This window comes from Hoeflea prorocentri, assembly GCF_027944115.1.
Taxonomy (GTDB): Bacteria; Pseudomonadota; Alphaproteobacteria; order Rhizobiales; family Rhizobiaceae; genus Hoeflea_A; species Hoeflea_A prorocentri.
In genome coordinates this window covers 382,662-402,670 of record NZ_JAPJZI010000002.1, presented here as the reverse complement: position 1 = coordinate 402,670, position 20,009 = coordinate 382,662, and the positions used below count along the sequence as shown (strand labels likewise).

Here is a 20,009-nt window from a genome sequence, read left to right as displayed (position 1 = left end):
GGCAATCAGATCGATTTGATCCGATCGCCCGCTGGTCCTATTTCAAGCCATACTTGTCTGCGTCAACTTTGTCGTAGATCTCTGACTGTATCAGGCTGGCCAAGGCGTCTTCATCGGTGCGATCAACGTCTGCCAGAAGCTCTTCCCATTTGGAGATTGAGGCTTCAAATGCTGAAATCAGCTCTTCGGCATTGTCGACGCCAAACTTTTCCTTGCCAACTTCCAAGGCTGTTTGCCGGGCGATCTCTTTGTAGTCTGTAATAGACTGAGCCAGATCGGCGTCAGGCTCATGGAGCGTTACACCTTGCTCCAATGCTTCTGCTGCAACTGCTTCACCTGCCGCTGTGTATCCGATCATCGTGCGCGCAATGGATAGCGAAAAACTGTCCAGCATCGTACGCCGCTGTTCGCTCGTGAGGGAAGACCAGAAGTCTCTGTTGATCCCGTAATGATAGCCTGCGTAATAAATTCCCAGCTCAACCATCGAGGTGTGCTTGGAGACATCCCAAAGCGAACTTGTTTTGAGCTGTTCAATCGTATTGGATGCGCAATCGAGCTGCCCTTTCTCGAGACCGCTGTACATTTCGCTTGATGGCACGTTGACAGGGATCGCTCCGACGCTTTTTGCCCAGTCGGAGTGAACGGACCCCGTCATCCGCATTTTTTTACCTGCAATATCTTCAAGCGAGGTAACCGGTTCGGTGCAAAAGAGCCGGTAGGGAATTGTCGCGTAACCACCACCAAAGACGATGTTGTGCGATGCCCACTCAGCCTGAAGGTCCGCATTGTTGATGTTCAGATCAGTTATGGCCAGAGCAGCAACAAAGTTGTCGGAATAGCTGATCGCAACCTGTGCCAGGATATTGTCCAGCGGCAGATCAGCAGGTGTGTAGGTGCCGGCATGATACCCGACATCGACCACGCCATCTCGAATACCGGTAAGATGTGAGGCCGGGGGCAGCAGGACAGATCCGGTGAACACATTGGCCTTCAAGGTCCCCCCTGATCTTTTCTCGAGATCCTCGGCCCATTCGATGTAACCGTTTTTCACCAGAGCGGTGCTTTCCGGCAACCAGTTGCTGGCGTTGAACTCTCGTGTCTCGGCCATTGCAATATTGCTGGTCACAACAAAGCAGGATAGTGTTGCCGCTGCCAGCACAGCAGTTTTTGGTTGATATTTGATCATGTTGATACCTCCCGGGGATCGTTGTGTTCGCAGCCTCACGTCGCAGGTGAGGCCAATTGAGGTCGTTCGGATGCTTGTGCAAAAGTGTCCGAACGATTTTCATGCTAATTCAGCATGTTCTTGTAAAACTTGCCGCCCTTCATGATGAGCGGCATGTTCCGTCCTTGTTTGTTCAATGCGGTGATATCGAGCAAAGGATCCTCATCCATAACAAGGAGATCTGCGTTCGCACCGATTTGCACGCAGCCAATTTCGTCTTCCATCTGCAAGACTTTCGCAGCGTCCAAGGTCGCAGACCGGATGATTTCTTGTGCTGACAAGACTTCAGACCTTAGCAAAAACTCTTCTGACTGAAGATCATGCAGTTCTCCCAACAGATCCGAGCCAAAGCCCATCGTCACACCCGCCTTCTTCAACGTTTCCAACGACGTCAGTCCCGGTAGTCTCACCGAGTCAATTTTTGCGATCGCTTCATCGGGGAAACCCAGAGCCTGGCCGTGGCGGTGAAGCGCTTCAAAAATGATCAGGGTGGGAACTGCCACAGCGTTGTATTGTCGGATCAGGTTTGCGCCTTCATCATCGACAAGTGTCGCATGTTCAACACTGCGCAAGCCGCATCGTATTGCGCGCTTGATGGCCTCGGCAGTGTACAAATGACCCGCAACATAAGTTTGCGCCATTTCAGCTTCTTCAACGGCTGCTCGAATCTCGTCTTCAGCGAACCCGAGGAAATTGATCGGGTCCGTCGGAGAGGCGACACCGCCATTGACCATCAGTTTCACAAAATTTGCGCCGCCCTTGATCTGCTGGCGAATGGCGCACCGCAGGTTTTCAACACCATCCACGGCATATCCAAGTGCACCCAGTCGAGTGGCGAACCACTCGGACGACCTTGTGTCGTATCGGCCTCGAAAATCAGAATGACCACCTGTCTGTGACAATGCTTTGCCGCTTATGACCAATCTGGGCCCATCGATATAACCGTGCTCAACGGCCTGCTGTAGGCCGAAATCAGCTCCACCGGCATCCCGCACGGTTGTGAAGCCCCTTTCAAGCATTCCCTTTAAGATGCTGATGGATTTTGCTGTGATCAGAGAGTCCGACTGAAGCGCATTTTCGGCAAGCCTGACGGTGGTGGCGATTACATGAACATGACAGTCGATTAGACCCGGTAAAATGAACTTGCCCTTCAGGTCAATCTTAAGCTCTGCGGCAGAAGACAAGGCCTCCTTTCCAACCGCTTTGATGACGCCATTTTCGACATATACATGGCAACCGTCGACAGCTTGATCTTCAATACCGTCAATCAGCTGGCCATTCGTCAGCAAAACGCCGGAAGGACCAGCAGAACGGCCGGGCGGTGTATCGTTGGAAACCGGCGTCATGCGTTTTCAACCCTTTGAGCCGAACTACAACCGAACTTTTCAAAGGTGCCTCGCACGGCGCTTGCTATGGTCCGGAGGTTTTCACCTGCAGGCGGATACAGCGGCAATCTGGGTTTGCCACAGGAAAAACCGACCTCTTCGAGAATGGACTTTAGTGGGCCGGGGTTTGTCTCCGAGAATGCGGCCTGAATCAGAGGGTCCAGCTGCGCCTGGATTTTCAGGGCGCCTTGCAGATCATGCTCCACCACGACCTTGTTATAGATACTCACCCATATTTCAGGAAAAGCATTTACCGTGGTGAGAATGCCGCCCTTTGCTCCGGCTGCCAGATGGGACGCAAACAGCGGCTCTTCGCCACTGAGGAGTGCAAACTCATCAGGCACAGCGGACGCAACACGAATGAACTCGGCCATATCATAGCTCGAATACTTCATGCCGATGATCGTTCCGTCTTCCGCCAATGAGGCGATCGTTTCCGCCCTCATCGCAACATTGGTTTTCCCTGGAATTTCATAAAGAACGATTGGACACTGAAGCTCGTCTCGGTAGCGCCGATAGTATTCTGCAATCCCAGCCTGGGTGGCTGGTGCATAGTGCGGCGTCAGCAGCATAAGCGCATCGGCCCCCGCATCTCGCAGCAATCTCCCGATCTCCACCGCGTCCTCAAATCCCGCTGGCAGTACACCCGCCAATACAGGGATACTGCCCGACGCCTCGTGAGAAACAATCTCGACAACCCGCGCGCGCTCGGCATTTGACAATGCTGGATACTCACCGGTACCTCCGACCGGGACAAAGCCACCCACACCAGCCTGTTTCTGCCTTCGACAAAGTGCTCGCAATGCACCCTCATCGACATCACTGTGTTTATCAAACGGGGTCACAAGTGCGGTCATAACGCCTCTAAGATTCGCCGCAATCAGCATCTCATTCACTCTCACTTTGGATAGACTCTTGCTTCACTGATACCGAAACATCAGAGAGCAAATTCTCTTCATTGAACTCCCGCAGACGCTTGACCAAAAGGCTATGGAGAGCACCAGCGACCCGTTCTGCCCGTTCTCCGTCGCGATCACTGATGGCTTGAAACAGGGTGTCGTGCGCCTCAAACACCCGCTGCAGATACTCTTTAACGGTCAGTCCATTTCGGGGGGAATATGCATAGGGCAGACGCATCATCCTCAATCCGACAAGAAGGACCTTGCCAAATCCATCGGCCATGTAAGCGTTATGTCCCGCATCGGAGATCTGCTCGTAGAGCTTCATTTCCCTGTCAGCAACAGCAGCACTCATGTCGTCGTTTCCTACACCCTCGGCACTACCCTGAGCCTTGAAGGCCTCGAGGGAAGCGGCGATGAGTGGGATCTCCGGGTCATGACGCCGCATGGCGGCCAGACGACAGGCTGTTCTCCTATGGAGATCCAATGCCTCCATATATCGCGGCAAATCCGGCAGCAGCAGAAAGCTGATGCGCGCGCCGCGTTTTTCACCAAATGTAATCAGCCCATCTGCAGAAAGGCGAATAAGAGCCTCGCGGATAGGCGTTCTCGAAATACCGTATCGTTCCCCGAGGCTGGCTTCATCCACATAGTCGCCAGGCATGAGATGCATGCGCAAAATGTCCGTACGCAAGCGATCGTAGACGTCGCTGCTCGCCTTTTTACCTTGAGACACTGCGTCCCTCCTCAGCTTCGCCGTCTCGGACAAACATCGATTTCATCGTTGTATGCAAACTTTACAAAATTTCAGTATGCAATTAGTATACTGAATGAGATACAAAATCAATCCCGAGTTTATGATCGGCAGCTCCAAGGTGATAAATGGAGAAAAAACAAATATTTAAGGTAAGAGAACGCTTTCCGTGCATCTCGGATTTGCAAAAGCGCGCGACAAAAAAAGTTCCCCATTTTTCTATGGAATACCTCGAATGCGGAACCGGCCGTGAAGAGACGGTTGAGGCCAACTTGAGAGCTTTTGCTGATATCAAACTCGAACCGCGCTTCCTAGCCGGCCATGTTTGCCCTGACGTTAAGACGCGAGTGTTTGAGCAAGATTTTGAGCTACCCATCGGTATCGCGCCGGTTGGCATGGCAAGCCTTGTCTGGCCGGGTGCGGAACTTCGTCTTGCAGAATTGGCACGCCTTTCCGGCATTCCATTTTGCATGAGTTCACTCGCGGCTGAAACGATGGAATCCATCGCATCAGAATGTGGTTCATTTGGTTGGTTTCAGTTGTATCCAACACGAGACCGCAACATCCGCGATGTGATGATCGATCAGGCGAGCGCTTTGGGTTTTAAAGCACTCGTTCTGACAGTTGACGTGCCTATTCCAAGTGTCAGAGAGCGACAAAAAAGGGCCGGACTTTCAGTTCCGCCACGCAAGGGCCTGGCATTCTGGCTGAGTATTGTGTCCAAGCCGGTATGGGCAATTTCTACACTTCTAAGAGGAGAGCCAAGGTTTCTGACGCTGGAAAAGTACGTTCCCAAGGACAAAATGCGCAATCAGTCCCAGTTCTTTGCAGAAGAACTGGGAGGTACTCTGGATTGGAATTACGTCGCGGAAATTCGAGCGCGTTGGAAAGGCCCAATCGTAATGAAAGGTGTTTTGTCGCCGGCAGATGCCAAGCAGGCAGTTTTATCCGGTGTGGATGCGGTATGGGTGTCAAACCATGGGGGCCGCCAGTTTGACGCGGCGCCCTCGTCCCTTGAGCAGTTGCCGATAATCCGAAGCGCGGTAGGAAACGAGTTGCCGGTGTTCGTGGATGGAGGCGTGAGGTCCGGTCTTGATGTCATGCGGGCCATACACCAGGGTGCTGACTTTGTCTTCTTGGGAAGACCCTTCATCTACGGGGTCGCCGCGGACGTCAAACACGGCGCTCAAGAGGCTCTGAACATCCTCAAGCGAGACCTGGAAAACGCAATGATCCAATGCGGTTGCAGGTCTGTTAAAGACGTCCGCGATCTAATCCAGCGTGGTGTATCGGGAGGGAAAGGACGCCAATGGGCATCGTGATAATCGGCGGCGGCGCGATGGGCCGGGCGATGTACGACGGATGGATAAATGCAGGTGTACCGGAGAACTCCATTGCGGTAGCGGATCTGAACGCGGATCTTTGCTGCGGCAGCGCGGATTTTCTGCTTCGCGATACCGGGCAATCAAAGATGGTCGTATTGGCGGTCAAACCTCAATATGTCGCCTCGGTTCTCGAAGCACATGCGCAACTGCTTAACCCGGGAGACATCGTAACATCGGTCGCCGCCGGTGTTCGCCTGACAACACTGAATGGTCTCGTCTCCGACACCGTCGTTGTTGCCCGCGCCATGCCAAATCTGGCTGTTGCGCTCAACAGCGGAACAATCGGAATCGCAATTGCTAACGGTGTTTCTGAGGCCATGGTTCAAAACCTGACATCCGTTTACGACAAGCTCGGCAAGTCATTTTGCATTGACGAGCAGCAGATAGATTCCTTTACAGCGATCGCTGGAAGCGGCCCCGCCTACTTTTTCCAGTTTGTGGAACATCTTGCCGCCAACTGCGCGCATCTCGATATTCATCAAGACATTGCTGATTCAATTGTAACTCAGGTGATGGTTGGTGCAGCGGCGATGCTGGCTGATACCGACCTTCCGGGCGCGAGTGAGCTTCGCAACCGTGTCACCAGCCAAGAGGGGACCACTGAGGCGGGCCTAAAGTCATTGGAAGCGAACGGCGTGTTGTCGCAGCTCGTAAAGAATTGCCTGATAGATGCACGTGAGAGGGCGCGTGAGTTGTCAGAGATTGAATATCGCCACGGGTGAACTGGCAGGAAGTAGCAAGTATGCCGCACTCTGGCTCGCCGTGCCGATCGCCCTGATCATCCTCGTCATCGTACCCGATACCGCCCTGATGTTGCCGAACGCCATGTAAAATTGACACCGCAACGCGCCTCGACCCGAGTGAACTCTCGTCACGAATGGGGAAGCGTTTTGGTCAGGTGGTGGTGTATGCGACACTCGGCAAACTCCGAAAAGATTTGCTCCGTCACCCGTTGCGCGTCTTTACGTTGCGGGCCTTCCAGGGCCGTTTTCAACGTATCGTAGGTCCGGTAGGTTGTCGTAAGGATCAACGCGATCTCCGGTGCGCCCTCATCCCGCTCAAAGCTGAAATTGGCGGCAACCGAGTTGACGCCGGGCAACTTGCGGACCGCCGGAAGCAGCCGCTCCACGACCGCTTGTTGGAACGCCTTGCGGCGGTCCGCGGGGATGTGGCCTTCGAAGATTGCGAATCGTTTGATCATTGAGGCGGTTCCCGTGACCGGCTTGCGGGCTGTGGGGGAAATTTGAGGGTTTCGGCAAAGAAGATGGCCGGGTGCTCTCGCACCCAACCATGTCAGCTCAGTCGTCGCTTGAGAAAGGACGACTATTTTGATGAAGCTTCCAGAATCGCATTGATCAGCGTGTCGCCATGCTCGGAAACAAAGCCGTCCCAAGCAGGGCGTACCGCTGCCTGGAACGCGGCGCCGTCGACATCGTCATTGATCTGAAGATGTTCACTCAGTTGAGCCAGCATTGCGTCCTCACCTTCGACCGCAAGGCCACGCTGGTGGGCGACCGATTCCGCCGCAACCTCCATAAGCGTTGACTGCATCTCAGGTGAGAGCTTGTCGAATTTGGCTTTGTTCATGACCCATCCAAGAGGAGAGTAGGCGTGACGGGTCAGCGACAGGTAATCCTGCACCTCATAAAAACGGAATGAAAGTGTGACCGGAACCGGGTGGTCCTGCGCGTTGACCACTCCGGTTTCGAGCGATGTGTAAAGCTCGTTTACGTCAAGCTGGATCGGATTTGCACCGAGAGCCTGAAACATATCGGACAAGGCCTGGGAGTTGTTGACGCGCATCTGAAGCCCTTCGACATCAGCCGGTACGCGGATGGGGCCGGTGTTGTTCGTCATATTCCGGAAGCCGTTTTCCGGATAACCCAGAAGCACCAGACCAAATTCTTCCAGGTTTTTTCCAACGCCCTGTCCGACATCGCCATCCAATACGCGATAGGCCGTTTCGCGGGTCGGGAACATAAAGGGTAAGGTGAAAGCCGCAGCCTCCGGCACGAGACCCGTATAGTTGTTCAGCCCGGCAATCGTGATATCGATGGTGCCGGAACGGGTGCCGTCAATGGCTTGAGCGTCCGACCCAAGCTGGCCGCCGGGAAAGATTTGCACATTCAGTTCTCCGCCGCTGCGCTCAGCCAGCTCTGCGGCGAAAAACTCGGCCATCTTGTGCTGAATATCCGCTTCAGGCGTCGGGTGGGCAAAACGCAGCGTGGTTTCGGCGGCCAGCGGTGTCGTCAAGGCGGCCATGGCGCAAAGTGCAGCTAGAATATGTTTCACTTTCATAAGGGTTCCTCCAATAAAGTTATTTCCCGATGAAGAATTCCATCGGAATGATGATGATGCTCGGAAAGGCAATGAAGAGCCCAAGAAGCATCAGATAAGCCAGAATGAACGGGGCTGTTCCCGTCACGGCTCGAGACAGAGGCACGCGGCTGGCGCCACACACCACATTCAAAACATTTCCAACCGGCGGCGTTATCAGACCGATCGATGTGTTGATGATGAACATCAGGCCGAAGTAGACCTCGTTAATCTCCGCTTCGCGGACGATCGGCATAAGCAGCGGCACGAGGATCAGAACCGTTGGCGCAAGATCCATGACCATGCCGATCGCCAGGACAAAGATCATGATCACGAGCATCAAAAGGCGCGGTTGATCGATCAGCGGGCCAAGCAAATCCGCCAGCTGCTGCGGCAGTTGAGCAATTGTGATAAGCCACGCTGCGACCATGGCGCATCCGACAAGGAACATGACCATGGCCGTCGACCGGCCCGCCGATACCAGAACCCCGTAAAACCGTTGCCAGTTCAGTTCACGGTAGATGACCGTAGAGACGATGATCGCGTAGACAGCAGCGACAACAGCCGCCTCCGTGGGCGTAAACACGCCAAACCGAATGCCGCCAATGATTATGATCGGCAACAGCAGGGCCCAAAAACCCTCGCGGAAGGCCGTGAGCCTTTCCGCCGCGGTTGCCTTTGGCAGCACCTCAAGGTCCTCCCGGCGCATCAGGATATTCCACAAAATGACGAGAGTTATCCCCATCATGAGACCCGGTGCGATACCGCCGAGAAACAGGTTTTTGATTGAGATACCCCCAGCAACGCCGATCAGGATCAGCGGCAAGGACGGTGGTATGACCGGTGCGATGATCCCGCCCGAGGCAAGCAGGCCGAGCGAGCGGCCTTCGGGATAACCGGCCTTTTTCATCATGGGGTAGATGATGGAGACCAGCGCCGCGGCATCGGCAACGGCCGAACCGGACAGACCCGCGATAAGAACGGCGGTGAATATGCCCACATATCCAAGCCCGCCACGCCGGTGGCCCAGCATCGCCGTCGCAAGACGAACGATGCGCTGGGACAATCCGCCAACGGACATGACCTCTCCCGCAACAAGGAAAAAGGGGATTGCCAGGAGTGGAAAGCTATTGACGCCGTTTATCAGGGATTGCGCCATGATGTCGGAGCTGAACATGTCCATGTGGAGCATCAGCGCCATGGCGGAGAGCAACAGCGAGAACGCAACGGGCAGGCCCAGGAGGATTCCGACAATCAGGACGGACAGGAATATAACAAGTGTCACGCGTCAAACTCCTGACGCGCCAGATCATCGTCAATGCCCCCGTCAAGGCGCGCATCCGGGTTGATGATCCGGACAATCGCAATCGCACTCATCATGAACGAAGACACCACCCCGGCGAGATAGAAAAGACCGGAAGGCAGCCCCGTCAGCGGAGAAATATTCTGCCAGTTCGCGGCAGTTTGTTTCCAGGTCCCCCAGAACAGCATCAGTACCGAAACGAGGATGACACAGTAAGCCAGGCGCCTCAGAAACAGCGTGATTGGCTTTGGCAGCAGCAGAATAATCTCATGTACGGCGAGATGTTCGCTGCGCCTTAGCACAACCGCCGCGCCGACCATGACGAGCCAGACCAAACCAAGCCGCGAGAGTTCGATTGCCTCACGAATCCCGGACGAAAACCCGTAACGCAGCACCACATTCGCAAACACCATCGCAATCATGACGATCAGCACAAGCGCGATGGCAGCGTCCACTCCGGACCAGAATTTTCTAAGAAAGACTTGCAAGTCAGGCCTCCCAACCAGATAATAAGGTTATCGATAACCCAAAGACCTGTCAAGGATGTCATTTGCCAGCGTTGCGTTGCTTAGCCTATTCCGATTTGACGAGCGTTGGGGAACCACACAGCCAACAGGAACGAGAAGGTTTTCGGCGAGCCGGGCCGTCCGGTCGACCGGCAACCGTCCGATCCGGAAAACAAAAACAGGGAGAATTCCGCCCGCATCGAACGGCATTGCTCCGCAGGTCACCGCCCGGGTCTTTCCCCTTTAATTTCGCCATCGGCTTTAAGGAGATGTCACATCATTCGATGCAAACATTGTTTTGAGCGCTATCATCGGAAATATATTTGTAGGCCACCCGGCCTGTTTGCCGGTTGTTGCCTTTCAAGATATCTGCCTAGGTAGGCAGGCAGGGGAAAATGGCGGACGAAAACGAGCAAATGAAACTGTCAAAGGTTACCTTGGTTGATGTGGCCAACCATGTTGGCGTGAGCTCGATGACAGTTTCGAAAGTCCTGCGCGGCCGTGGCAGCATTTCTGAAAAGACCCAGAAAAAGATCAGGGATGCCGTTCAGGAACTGGGCTACGTACCAAACAAGCTGGCCGGCTCTCTAAGCTCAAGGACAAGCAATCTGGTGGGCGTGGTCCTGCCTTCCTTAAGTGACGTGATCTTTGGAGAGATGGTAAGTGGAATGAACTCGGTGCTCCGGCCCCGCGGGCTGACCACATTTGTTGGTGAGTCGCTTTATGATCCGAATGTCGAGGTTGAAGCGATCAGCACGATTCTGTCTCTCCAGCCCGCCGCCTTTATCATATATGGCGGTCTTGAACGGCTTGAACAGTCCCGCAGCCTGTTGCGCAACTGGGGTTGTCCTGTCATCGAAATCTGGGACATCAAGGGCCAGGGCGTCGACTGCTCAGTTGGTCCGTCCCATTGCGAAGCGGGGCAAAAAATAGCGGAACATTTTCTGGCGCGCGGGTTTCAACGGCCCGCCTATGTTGGGGCCGAACTCAACAAAGACATCTTGGCCGGACGCAGGCTTTCCGGCTTTGTCGAGGTTATGCACGGCGCCGGAATAGAAGTGAAACAGGTGCATGACGACGCGCTTCCGCGACAGGCGGCTTCAGGAAGAGAGCTTACCAAGCGGCTCATTGAGGACGCACCGGATTGCGATGCAATTTTCTATCTGAACGATGCGATGGCCATGGGCGGATTGTCCTGGTTGCACGCACAGGGCTTTGAAGTTCCGGACAGAATCGCAGCCGCAGGATTCAACGGAACGTCACTGGCGCAATCGGTGCGCACGCATCTGACAACCATTGACGTGGACCGGTTCGGAGTCGGTCAGACGGCATCGAACTGCGTTTTGAGTTTGATGGACGACAAACCGGTCGAACCCGTCATTACCGTTCCAACCAATCTGGTTTTGGGTAACACGACTTAAGATGCATCCCGACTGCTGATGGTGAGCAACCGGCCTTCAATAGGGAGTTGAGTTCAGCACGCATTGCGATCGGCGAATGTCGCAACGCTTCCTAAATCGCCATTCCGTCACCCTGAATTGCTTGACGCCACCGAACGGATGCAGCCTCCGGCAGTCAAAAGTCTTGTCGGGTTCATGCATCTGTCCGCGGGGTCAGACCAGCCGCCACACCCGGCTCTGTGACCAAGTCACCGTCGCATCAGACCAGTCTGTGGCACCTCATCTCCACGATCTGTGGAGAATCGCCTTGAAGACCTTTGATTGCCAACCCGCCGACAGCCGGGCTCTCAGGGCCAGGGCAAAATGGAGGCGCGGATGAGATCTGACGCAACAGCGAACAAATGCTTCTCCCTACAGCAGGCCGTCCTTGATGCCGGTGGTGTCGTGCGTCATGCCGGCGAGGGTCAGACGGCGTTCCGGTGGCAAGGCCACCCCAAGGCGTTCATCCTGCTGATCTCCGGTCGGTTGACAGTTCACTTCCGCACCAGGGGCAGGCACGTTCCGTGGGCTGAATGCAGGGCAATTGAGGGGCAGGACTGCATGCCTGTGACTGCAGCCATACTGTCAGACCGGCAAATTGCAGTTCGCGCTGCATCCACGGCGCCTTGCAGATGGATCGAACTGCATCCGACGAGCCTCGTCTTGCTGGTCCATGGACAGATGGCGTTTCGGCAGGCGTTGTTTGCAACACACGCCAATCGCCTGCCAACCTTCTTTGCACGCATATCCTCCAGGAACGTGGTCAGCCTCGACCAGCGAATCGCGGATTGGCTTTTGAACCACGCGCATTCCGGCCAGGTTGTCGCGACACATCTGGAGATTGCCGACGACCTTTTGACAGCCAGGGAAGTCGTGTCTCGAAAGCTGAGGAGTTTCGCCGTGAAAGGCTGGATCGTGCAAGAGCGCGGGCGCATCAGACTTGGCGCTCCGGAGGCTCTGGCGCGCTTGTCGACGGGCAGCTTTTCGGCTTGCAGCCCTGACACCGGTCTTTCGGAAAACCACAGCAGCCGGGCATCGGGACACAAGCGGCCACAGTGACATGGAAAACGGGAAAACCGATACGGCGTCACAATCCAGACAGAGAGCCAAACAGCGCATCATTGCCCCGGTAGCGAAAAACCTCACAATCGCGGGCTGGCTTTCGGTCTCTGCCGGGGTGCTTTGGCCGGCACAGGCGGCTGCCATTGCGTGGGCGGTTTCGGCATGGGCAAAGGGTGTTCCGCCGATCGGGCCCACGGGGCTCGCGGCGGCTGTGTTTGTCGTATGTGCTCTTCTGCGGGCAGGGCTTGAGCATCGCGCTGCTGCGCTGTTGTTCGAAGCGGCCGATCAGACCATCGCTCGCGAACGGGCGGCGCTGATCGCGCGTGAAGCCCGGTCCCCGACGGATGCCGGGTCTGCATCGATCGCATCGCTCATCGTTCAAAAGCTGCCGCTCTTGCAGCCCTGGATCACGCGGTACCACGTCGCGATGATACGCGTGTCGATCCTGCCGCTGCTTCTGCTTGTCCTTGCATTTTCACAGTCTTGGGTCGTGGGGCTGACGCTCCTCATTGCAGGCCCGCTGATCCCGGTCTTCATGGCACTGGTTGGGATGGCGGCGGAAGACGCCTCAAAACGCCAGATGGATGAGATCGGCACGATGAACGACATGGTGATGGATCGGTTGTCCGCATTGCTCGATATCAGGCTTCTGGGAGCAACCGACCGGGCCGCGGAAGATTTCGGCGTCCGGGCCGAGAACCTTCGGGCACGAACCATGGCGGTTCTGCGCATCGCGTTCCTGTCATCAACAGTGCTTGAGTTGTTTTCAGCCCTGGGCGTGGCGATGGTTGCCGTTTTTGTCGGGTTTACGCTCCTGGGAGAAATCGGTTTCGGGTCCTGGGGCGGCGGCCTGAGCCTCGGGCAAGGCCTGTTCCTGATGCTTATCGCGCCGGAATTCTTCCAGCCGATGCGGGAGCTCGCCGCCGCCTGGCACGACCGGGCGGCGGGCTACTCTGTGGTTGCGGAACTGGACGCACTGGATGCAGCAGACCGTGTCTCCTTTATCGGCACGGGTCTGCCGTCCGACCAACTCGACGGTCCCGTCAGCGTGTCGGTCGCGGGCGCCGTTGCCAGGCTTGGCAGCCGACCGGTGCGGCTCGCCGATTGCGCTGTAGGCCAAGGCGGCACGCTGGCGCTCACCGGGGCGAGCGGCGCCGGCAAGACGACAGCACTGGCGGCGATCGCCGGATTGGTGCCTTTGGTTGACGGAAAAATCGATGTCTGCGGACACAGACTGAATGAGGACACGGCCGATGCATGGCGCGCCCGCATTGCCATGATGCCCCAGCGCCCGCATTTTCCGGATGAAACGCTCGCAGACTGGCTGGACACGCGGCAGAGCGGCCGCGATCCATGGCCTGCGCTCCGGCTGGCTGACGCCGCTGATGTCGTCAAGCAGCTCCCGCATGGGTTGGAGACACGCCTCGGTGAAACCGGCGGCGGTGTCTCGGGGGGCGAAGCGCGCAGGCTGCTTCTTGCGCGCGCCATTTTCACCGGCGCCGATCTTATCCTCGCCGACGAACCCACAGCCGACCTTGACCGCAAAACGGCACACCGGATCACCAGCGCGTTGCAAAGGCTTAAGCAGGACGGACGGACCATTATCGTGGCAACCCACGATCCCGACCTGGCTGCCGCCATGGATACTCAAGTGGAGCTTCGGTCATGAAGCCGGTGCTCCGCATCGTGATCTTGCTTTTAAACGCTGACAGATGGGCGATGGCGCGGGGCGCGGCATTGTCTGTTGTCGTGTTGGCGATGGGGGCCGCGCTTCTCGGTCTGTCGGGCTGGTTCATCACCGCGACCGGTTTGGCCGGGCTGGCCGGGATTGGCATCGCCTTCGACGTGTTCCGCCCTTCTGCGGGCGTCAGGTTCCTTGCCCTGGGTCGCGCGGCAGCGCGCTACGGAGAGCGGTTGTTGACCCATGACGCGACGCTCCGGGCGTTGGCCGTGCTGCGCGTCGTGCTCTTGCGCGGATATGCAAAAGGCAATGCAAAAGAGTTGTCGGGACTGCGTAGCGAGGGCGCGCTGACCCGGATTATCTCCGACGTAGACGCATTGGACGGTCTGATCCTGAGACTGGCGCTGCCGGTTTCGGCCGCCCTCGTGACACATGGCCTGGTCTTTTTGGTGCTCACATGGCTGATTGGCTGGCCCGTCGCAACAATCGTCCTTGCCGGCTATGTGCCCGTGGCGGCTTTGACACTTGCCTTTCTTGTGCGCCGGACCATTGCGCCGTCGGCCGCTGCAGAAGAGGCCGGTCAGCTCCTGCGCCGCGGTGTCATAGACACGATCCGGGATCGCGAGGCGCTGATCCTGGCCGCGCAACTTCCGCGCAAGGAAAGCCATCTGCGCGCGCTTGATGAACAGGCACGGGATGCGGCACGAAGCCTGGACGTGGCGCAACGAAACGCCGGCTTTGTGTTTTCCCTTCTGGTGGCGCTGGTCGCCATGGGCGCATTTCTGATGGGCGCCCGATTGCTCGGGGCCGGCGATATCGGACCGGCGAAAGCGGTTATCGGGCTGTTTGTCTCCCTGACGCTTGCCGAGGCCCTTATGCCTCTCCTGCGAGGGTTCTGCGACCTTGGCCGTATGGTTGGCGCGGCACGGCGTGTGGTCCCGCAGGCAGCCAATGAGCCAACGGCTTCAGGCAAGCTGCATACCGCCGCCGGGCCGCTGCTAGCGGTGGAGAGGGACGATCTCAAGATCGAACTGGAAGCGGGTCAGGCGGTTGTCGTGACCGGGCCGTCGGGTGTTGGCAAATCCACCTTGTTGATGCAGATCGCCGGTCTTGACGACGACCGTGGCATTTTCATCAGGGGAATACCGCCAAGCGCATGGTCCGAGGCATCCTTGCGAAAAATGCTCGCTGTCCTGCCTCAGCGCAGCGCGCTGATCGCCGGCACCGTCCGTGACAACTTGTCACTCGCAGGCGATTTCACCGACGACGCATTATTGGCGGCCCTCGATACCGTCCATCTGGCACACGACCTTCACGGCCGCGATGGCCTGGACACACAGCTTGGCGAAGCCGGAGCGGGCTTGTCGGGGGGACAGGCGCGACGGCTGGCATTGGCCCGTATCCTGTTGAAAAAGCCCCAGATTTTGCTACTGGACGAACCAACTGAAGGTCTCGACGCAACCATCGCGGATTCCGTTTTGACCGGGTTACGGCAAGCGCTTCCGGACACGCTTGTCGTGGTCGCCATGCATCGTGGTGCGGATCATCAGGTCTTCGATATCTGCGTCCGACTGACATCATGACTTGGTGACGATGTCACCGAAGTTACCGGGGATGCAGATGTACACCGCCTCCTGAAGCGCTGTGGAGCCCGACTCGGCCCGTGATCGACCCGGCCGGAACCCTGCGCAAACCCAAGGAGGGCGTCCAATGGAGCTCGATGTCGTCGAACTGTCGCGTCTGCAATTCGCGATGACAGCCATGTACCATTTTCTTTTTGTGCCGCTGACGCTTGGCCTGTCGGTCATCGTTGCGATCATGGAGACCGTCTACGTCATGACCGGTCGACCGGTCTGGCGGCAAATGACAAAGTTCTGGGGCACGCTGTTCGGGATCAACTTCGTACTCGGTGTTGCCACCGGGATCACCATGGAATTCCAGTTCGGGATGAACTGGAGTTACTACAGCCACTATGTGGGCGACATCTTCGGCGCACCGCTTGCCATCGAAGGGTTGATGGCCTTCTTCCTCGAGGCGACCTTTGTCGGCCTCTTCTTCTTCGGATGGGACAAGCTGAGCCGTGTTCAGCACCTCGTCGTTACCTGGCTGGTGGCGATTGGCTCCAACTTCTCCGCGCTCTGGATCCTGATCGCGAACGGCTGGATGCAGAACCCGGTGGGCGCGCAATTCAATCCCGATACGATGCGCATGGAGATGACGTCGTTTTTCGACGTGCTCTTCAATGAGGTCGCACAGGCGAAATTCGTGCACACCGTATCGGCAGGCTATGTGACCGCCGCAATCTTCGTCCTTGGCGTTTCGGCCTGGTATCTTCTCAAGGACCGACACGTGGAGCTTGCCCGCCGGTCGATGACAATCGCGGCGTCGTTCGGATTGGCCGCTGCCCTCTCCGTGGTCGTTCTTGGCGACGAATCCGGCTATTCGGCCAGCCACACCCAACGCATGAAACTCGCAGCCATCGAGGGCATGTGGGACACCCACGCCGCGCCGGCACCCTTCACCGTGGTCGGCTTTCCGGATCAGGATGCACGCGAGACACATTACGCCATCGAAATCCCCTGGGCGATGGGCCTGATCGGAACCCGTTCGCTGACACAGGAAATTCCCGGTATTGAAGAGTTGGTGGAAGAAGGGCGTGCCCGCGTCGAACGCGGCATCATCGCCTACGACGCCCTTCAGACGATCCGCGATCAGCGCGATGCGACACCGGCAGAGGTTCGCGCGACATTTGAAGAGCATTCAGCCGATCTGGGCTTTGCCTATCTTCTGCTGCGCTATGTGGATGATCCGCGCAATGCGACGCTGGAGCAGATCGCACAGGCCGCCGAGGATACCATCCCGACCGTATGGCCGCTGTTCTGGGCCTTCCGGATCATGGTGGGTCTCGGCTTCGCCTTCATCGGCGTGATGGCCTATTTCTTCTACCGCTCATCATTCAAGAGGCAGACTTATCCGCGCTGGGCGCTCTGGGCTGCCGTCTTTGCAATTCCGACACCCTGGATTGCCGCTGAATTGGGTTGGTTCGTTGCTGAATTCGGCCGCCAGCCCTGGACCGTGGATGGTGTCCTGCCCACGGCTCTCTCGGTCAGCCACCTGAGTGTTCAGGACCTTCTGATCACCCTTGCGGGCTTCATGATCTTCTACACGATCCTCTTCATCGTCGAGATGGGCCTGATGCTGAAATACATTCGCAAGGGCCCCTTCCAGGACGTGGCTGAAACCGACGCCTGGGAAGCGCGTCACGAACATCGTCTGCGCACCCATGACGGGAACGGCCCCTTTGCACCGGCCGGTGCCCGCGCCGCCTCGGCGGTCGATGCCGGTGTCCCCGGGCCAAGCGCAACCCCTGCGGAGTAAGTGCAATGATCCTCCACGACCTTATCAGCTACGATATCCTGCGCGTAATCTGGTGGGCACTCCTTGGGGTGCTGCTGATCGGCTTCGCTCTGACCGACGGCTTTGACATGGGTGTGGGCGCGCTCCTGCCTTTTGTCGCCAAGACGGATGTTGAACGGCGCATTGCGATCAATACGGTCGGACCCGTCTGGGAAGGCAACCAGGTCTGGTTCATCCTCGGCGGCGGTGCGATCTTTGCCGCCTGGCCACCGCTCTATGCCGTCAGTTTTTCCGGCTTCTACCTTGCCATGTTTGTCGTCCTTGCCGCCTTGATTGTGCGGCCCGTGGCCTTCAAGTACCGCTCAAAACGCGACAGCATGAGATGGCGCAACAGCTGGGACTGGGCTCTGTTCGCGGGCGGTGCCGTTCCGGCGCTGCTATTCGGAGTCGCGGTCGGCAACGTGCTTTTGGGCGTGCCCTTCCACCTCAATGACATGCTGATGTCGCGCTATGACGGCAACTTTCTGATCAAGTTCATCGGCTTGTTGCGGCCGTTTGCATTGATCGCCGGTATTGTGTCGTTTTCGATGCTGCTGATGCACGGTGCGGCATGGCTCTGCCTCAAGTCCGAAGGGGCCGTGGCCGCGCGCGCCCGCAGCATCGGCACCATCGCCGGGTTCGTCGCGATGGGCGGCTACGCCCTGGCCGGTCTGTGGTTGGCAACCGGTGTCGACGGGTTCGCCATTGTCGGTGAAATTGTCACAGATGGCCCGTCGAACCCGCTTTATTCCGAAGTGACGCACGGCGGAACCTGGCTTACGGCCTATTCCGAACGCCCATGGATTGCCGTCGCTCCGGGAATGGGGTTCCTGGGTATGGCGCTTGCCATTCGGGGTTTGCGCGCCGGCCGGGAGGTTTCAACGCTTCTGTGGTCAAAACTCGGCATCACCGGCGTCATATCGTCTGTCGGACTGACGATGTTCCCCTTCATCCTGCCGTCAACCGTCGATCCGAAAAGCTCGCTGACCGTCTGGGACGCATCGTCCTCGCACCAGACGCTGTTCATCATGCTGGTCTGCACGGTGATCTTTATGCCGCTGATCCTCGCCTACACCGCCTGGGTCTACAAAGTATTGTGGGGCAAGGTCACCGAGGCAGATGTCACCGGCAACTCCGACACCGTTTACTGAGAAAGGAGAGTGCGATGTGGTATTTCGCCTGGCTGCTTGGCCTTCCCCTTGCCGCGATCTTTGCCGTCATGAATGCAATGTGGCTCGAACTTCAGCGCGACCGCAAGCTCGCCGAAGAGGATGACGAACCGTCACCGGCGGTTTTGGGCGAATGACGAATAGGCGGGGCGCCGCTTTCTGCGGCGCCCGCCGGAGGGAGGAAAGAATGGACAGACGACAATTTCTGAAAACAGCAGCATTTGGCAGCGCGGCCGCAACGCTTGTCGCACGGCACAGAACTGCAAAGGCCAACCCGGTCCGGACATCTGCCCGGATCGTCATTATCGGCGCAGGCGCCGCCGGAACCGCTTTGGCAAACCGTCTGGTGCATCGTCTTGAAGGGGCACGGATCACGCTGATCGATCCCCGCCGGGACCATCTCTACCAGCCCGGTTTGTCACTGGTCGCGACGGGACTGAGACCGGCCGGCTATGTGGTTTCAAGAACCACGGACTGGTTGCCCGATGGCGTCACCTTGCTGCCCGAGCGCGTGGCTGCAGTCGATGCCGAAACCAAGACTGTTTCGACCGAGAGCGGTGAAACACTCGGTTATGACTGGCTCGTTGTCGCACCAGGACTGATCCTGGACCACGACGCCATTGACGGCTTCAGTCTTGACCTGGTCGGTGAGAACGGCATCGGCGCGCTTTACGCCGGCCCCGAATATGCCGCCCGGACATGGGCGGCTGCAAATCGCTTTACCCAGGACGGCGGCACAGCGCTTTTCACGCGCCCGGCGACCGAAATGAAATGCGCGGGCGCGCCGCTCAAACATGCATTCCTGATTGACGACATCGCCCGCCGGGCGGGCAATGCCGGTCGCGTAAACATGGTCTATGCAGCACCGCAATCGACACTCTTCGGGGTGCCGATCGTGGCCGAGAAAGTACGCATGCTGTTCCGGGACCGTGGCATCGGCACCATGATGAAGCGCACATTGACCGCAATCGACGCCGGTGCAAAACGCGCGACATTCGCAACCGACACGGGGACGGAAGTGGTCGACTACGACTACATCCACGTCATTCCACCGCAACGCGCGCCTGAGTTTGTGGTCCAGTCCGGGCTTGCCTGGGCAGACCGCTGGACCGACCAGGGCTGGGTCGAAGCGGACAGGCAGACCCTGCACCACCTTCGCTATCCCGAGATCTTCGCCCTGGGCGATGTCGCCGGCGTACCAAAGGGCAAAACAGCGGCAAGCGTCAAATGGCAGGTTCCGGTGGTCGAGGACCATCTCGTCGCCGCCATCGAAGGCCGGGAGGGCACACAGACCTATGACGGCTACACATCATGCCCGCTGATTACCCGCATCGGCCGCGCGATGCTGGTGGAGTTCGACTACAACAACAACCTCGTCCCGTCCTTCCCAGGCGTGATCGCCCCGCTCGAAGAACTGTGGATCAGTTGGCTGATGAAAGAGGTGGCGCTCAAAGCCACCTATAACGCCATGCTACGTGGCCGGGCATAA

The 20,009-nt window shown here is 57.6% G+C and carries 19 protein-coding genes; 11 read left to right on the top strand and 8 right to left on the bottom strand.

The genetic code is table 11. The features are described from left to right. Positions 1-37 precede the first annotated feature (37 nt). From OQ273_RS23460 to OQ273_RS23445, 4 genes are all read right to left on the bottom strand, one after another. A complete protein-coding gene (locus OQ273_RS23460; RefSeq protein WP_267993529.1) occupies positions 38-1,186 on the bottom strand; it encodes a C4-dicarboxylate TRAP transporter substrate-binding protein in 1,149 nt (382 codons plus the stop codon). 104 nt (positions 1,187-1,290) lie between these two features. Next, complete coding sequence (locus tag OQ273_RS23455) at positions 1,291-2,571, bottom strand: metal-dependent hydrolase family protein (RefSeq protein ID WP_267993528.1); 1,281 nt, start codon at positions 2,569-2,571, stop codon at positions 1,291-1,293. Beyond that, positions 2,568-3,467 carry a 4-hydroxy-tetrahydrodipicolinate synthase gene (gene dapA, locus OQ273_RS23450; protein WP_267993527.1) on the bottom strand — a complete coding sequence of 300 codons (900 nt, stop codon included), beginning with the start codon at positions 3,465-3,467 and terminating at the stop codon, positions 2,568-2,570. Before dapA ends, OQ273_RS23455 begins: the two co-directional genes overlap by 4 nt. A 31-nt stretch (positions 3,468-3,498) precedes the next feature. Then, positions 3,499-4,245 (bottom strand): GntR family transcriptional regulator, encoded by a 747-nt coding sequence (locus OQ273_RS23445; RefSeq protein WP_267993526.1) that lies wholly within the window; start codon positions 4,243-4,245, stop codon positions 3,499-3,501. Positions 4,246-4,391: 146 nt separating this feature from the next. Here OQ273_RS23445 and OQ273_RS23440 point away from each other — a divergent pair, with 146 nt between their 5' ends. Genes OQ273_RS23440 through OQ273_RS23430 form a run of 3 tightly spaced genes read left to right on the top strand, consistent with a single transcriptional unit; the run spans position 4,392 to position 6,479 of the window. Next, positions 4,392-5,585, top strand: coding sequence for an alpha-hydroxy acid oxidase (locus OQ273_RS23440; RefSeq protein WP_267993525.1), 1,194 nt, complete (start codon positions 4,392-4,394; stop codon positions 5,583-5,585). After that, positions 5,573-6,370, top strand: a complete 798-nt coding sequence (locus tag OQ273_RS23435) for a pyrroline-5-carboxylate reductase family protein (protein ID WP_267993524.1) — start codon at positions 5,573-5,575, stop codon at positions 6,368-6,370. Before OQ273_RS23440 ends, OQ273_RS23435 begins: the two co-directional genes overlap by 13 nt. Continuing rightward, positions 6,336-6,479 (top strand): hypothetical protein, encoded by a 144-nt coding sequence (locus OQ273_RS23430; protein ID WP_267993523.1) that lies wholly within the window; start codon positions 6,336-6,338, stop codon positions 6,477-6,479. Before OQ273_RS23435 ends, OQ273_RS23430 begins: the two co-directional genes overlap by 35 nt. A 40-nt stretch (positions 6,480-6,519) precedes the next feature. On the opposite strand, the gene OQ273_RS23425 is transcribed toward OQ273_RS23430, so the two are convergent. From OQ273_RS23425 to OQ273_RS23410, 4 genes are all read right to left on the bottom strand, one after another. Beyond that, positions 6,520-6,849 (bottom strand): hypothetical protein, encoded by a 330-nt coding sequence (locus tag OQ273_RS23425; RefSeq protein WP_267993522.1) that lies wholly within the window; start codon positions 6,847-6,849, stop codon positions 6,520-6,522. 122 nt (positions 6,850-6,971) lie between these two features. Beyond that, positions 6,972-7,946 (bottom strand): DctP family TRAP transporter solute-binding subunit, encoded by a 975-nt coding sequence (locus tag OQ273_RS23420; protein WP_267993521.1) that lies wholly within the window; start codon positions 7,944-7,946, stop codon positions 6,972-6,974. Positions 7,947-7,965: 19 nt separating this feature from the next. After that, positions 7,966-9,249, bottom strand: a complete 1,284-nt coding sequence (locus OQ273_RS23415; RefSeq protein WP_267993520.1) for a TRAP transporter large permease subunit — start codon at positions 9,247-9,249, stop codon at positions 7,966-7,968. After that, positions 9,246-9,755 carry a TRAP transporter small permease gene (locus OQ273_RS23410; RefSeq protein WP_267993519.1) on the bottom strand — a complete coding sequence of 170 codons (510 nt, stop codon included), beginning with the start codon at positions 9,753-9,755 and terminating at the stop codon, positions 9,246-9,248. Before OQ273_RS23410 ends, OQ273_RS23415 begins: the two co-directional genes overlap by 4 nt. 413 nt (positions 9,756-10,168) lie before the next feature. Between OQ273_RS23410 and OQ273_RS23405 the strand changes: the two genes are divergently transcribed. From OQ273_RS23405 to OQ273_RS23370, 8 genes are all read left to right on the top strand, one after another. Then, complete coding sequence (locus tag OQ273_RS23405) at positions 10,169-11,194, top strand: LacI family DNA-binding transcriptional regulator (protein ID WP_333781709.1); 1,026 nt, start codon at positions 10,169-10,171, stop codon at positions 11,192-11,194. A gap of 354 nt (positions 11,195-11,548) precedes the next feature. Continuing rightward, positions 11,549-12,271, top strand: a complete 723-nt coding sequence (locus tag OQ273_RS23400; RefSeq protein WP_267993518.1) for a Crp/Fnr family transcriptional regulator — start codon at positions 11,549-11,551, stop codon at positions 12,269-12,271. Between the two features lies 1 nt (position 12,272). Beyond that, on the top strand, positions 12,273-13,943 hold the full coding sequence (locus OQ273_RS23395; protein WP_267993517.1) for an ABC transporter ATP-binding protein/permease: 1,671 nt from the start codon (positions 12,273-12,275) through the stop codon (positions 13,941-13,943). After that, positions 13,940-15,538 carry an amino acid ABC transporter ATP-binding/permease protein gene (locus OQ273_RS23390; protein ID WP_267993516.1) on the top strand — a complete coding sequence of 533 codons (1,599 nt, stop codon included), beginning with the start codon at positions 13,940-13,942 and terminating at the stop codon, positions 15,536-15,538. The genes OQ273_RS23395 and OQ273_RS23390 overlap by 4 nt, the downstream gene beginning before the upstream one ends. A 127-nt stretch (positions 15,539-15,665) precedes the next feature. Further along, entirely contained in the window at positions 15,666-17,333 is a 1,668-nt protein-coding gene (locus OQ273_RS23385; protein WP_267993515.1) for a cytochrome ubiquinol oxidase subunit I, read from the top strand. Positions 17,334-17,338: 5 nt separating this feature from the next. Then, positions 17,339-18,502 carry a cytochrome d ubiquinol oxidase subunit II gene (cydB, locus tag OQ273_RS23380; RefSeq protein ID WP_267993514.1) on the top strand — a complete coding sequence of 388 codons (1,164 nt, stop codon included), beginning with the start codon at positions 17,339-17,341 and terminating at the stop codon, positions 18,500-18,502. 14 nt (positions 18,503-18,516) lie between these two features. Continuing rightward, on the top strand, positions 18,517-18,657 hold the full coding sequence (gene cydX, locus OQ273_RS23375) for a cytochrome bd-I oxidase subunit CydX (protein WP_267993513.1): 141 nt from the start codon (positions 18,517-18,519) through the stop codon (positions 18,655-18,657). A 50-nt stretch (positions 18,658-18,707) separates the two neighbouring features. Beyond that, positions 18,708-20,009 carry an NAD(P)/FAD-dependent oxidoreductase gene (locus OQ273_RS23370; protein ID WP_267993512.1) on the top strand — a complete coding sequence of 434 codons (1,302 nt, stop codon included), beginning with the start codon at positions 18,708-18,710 and terminating at the stop codon, positions 20,007-20,009.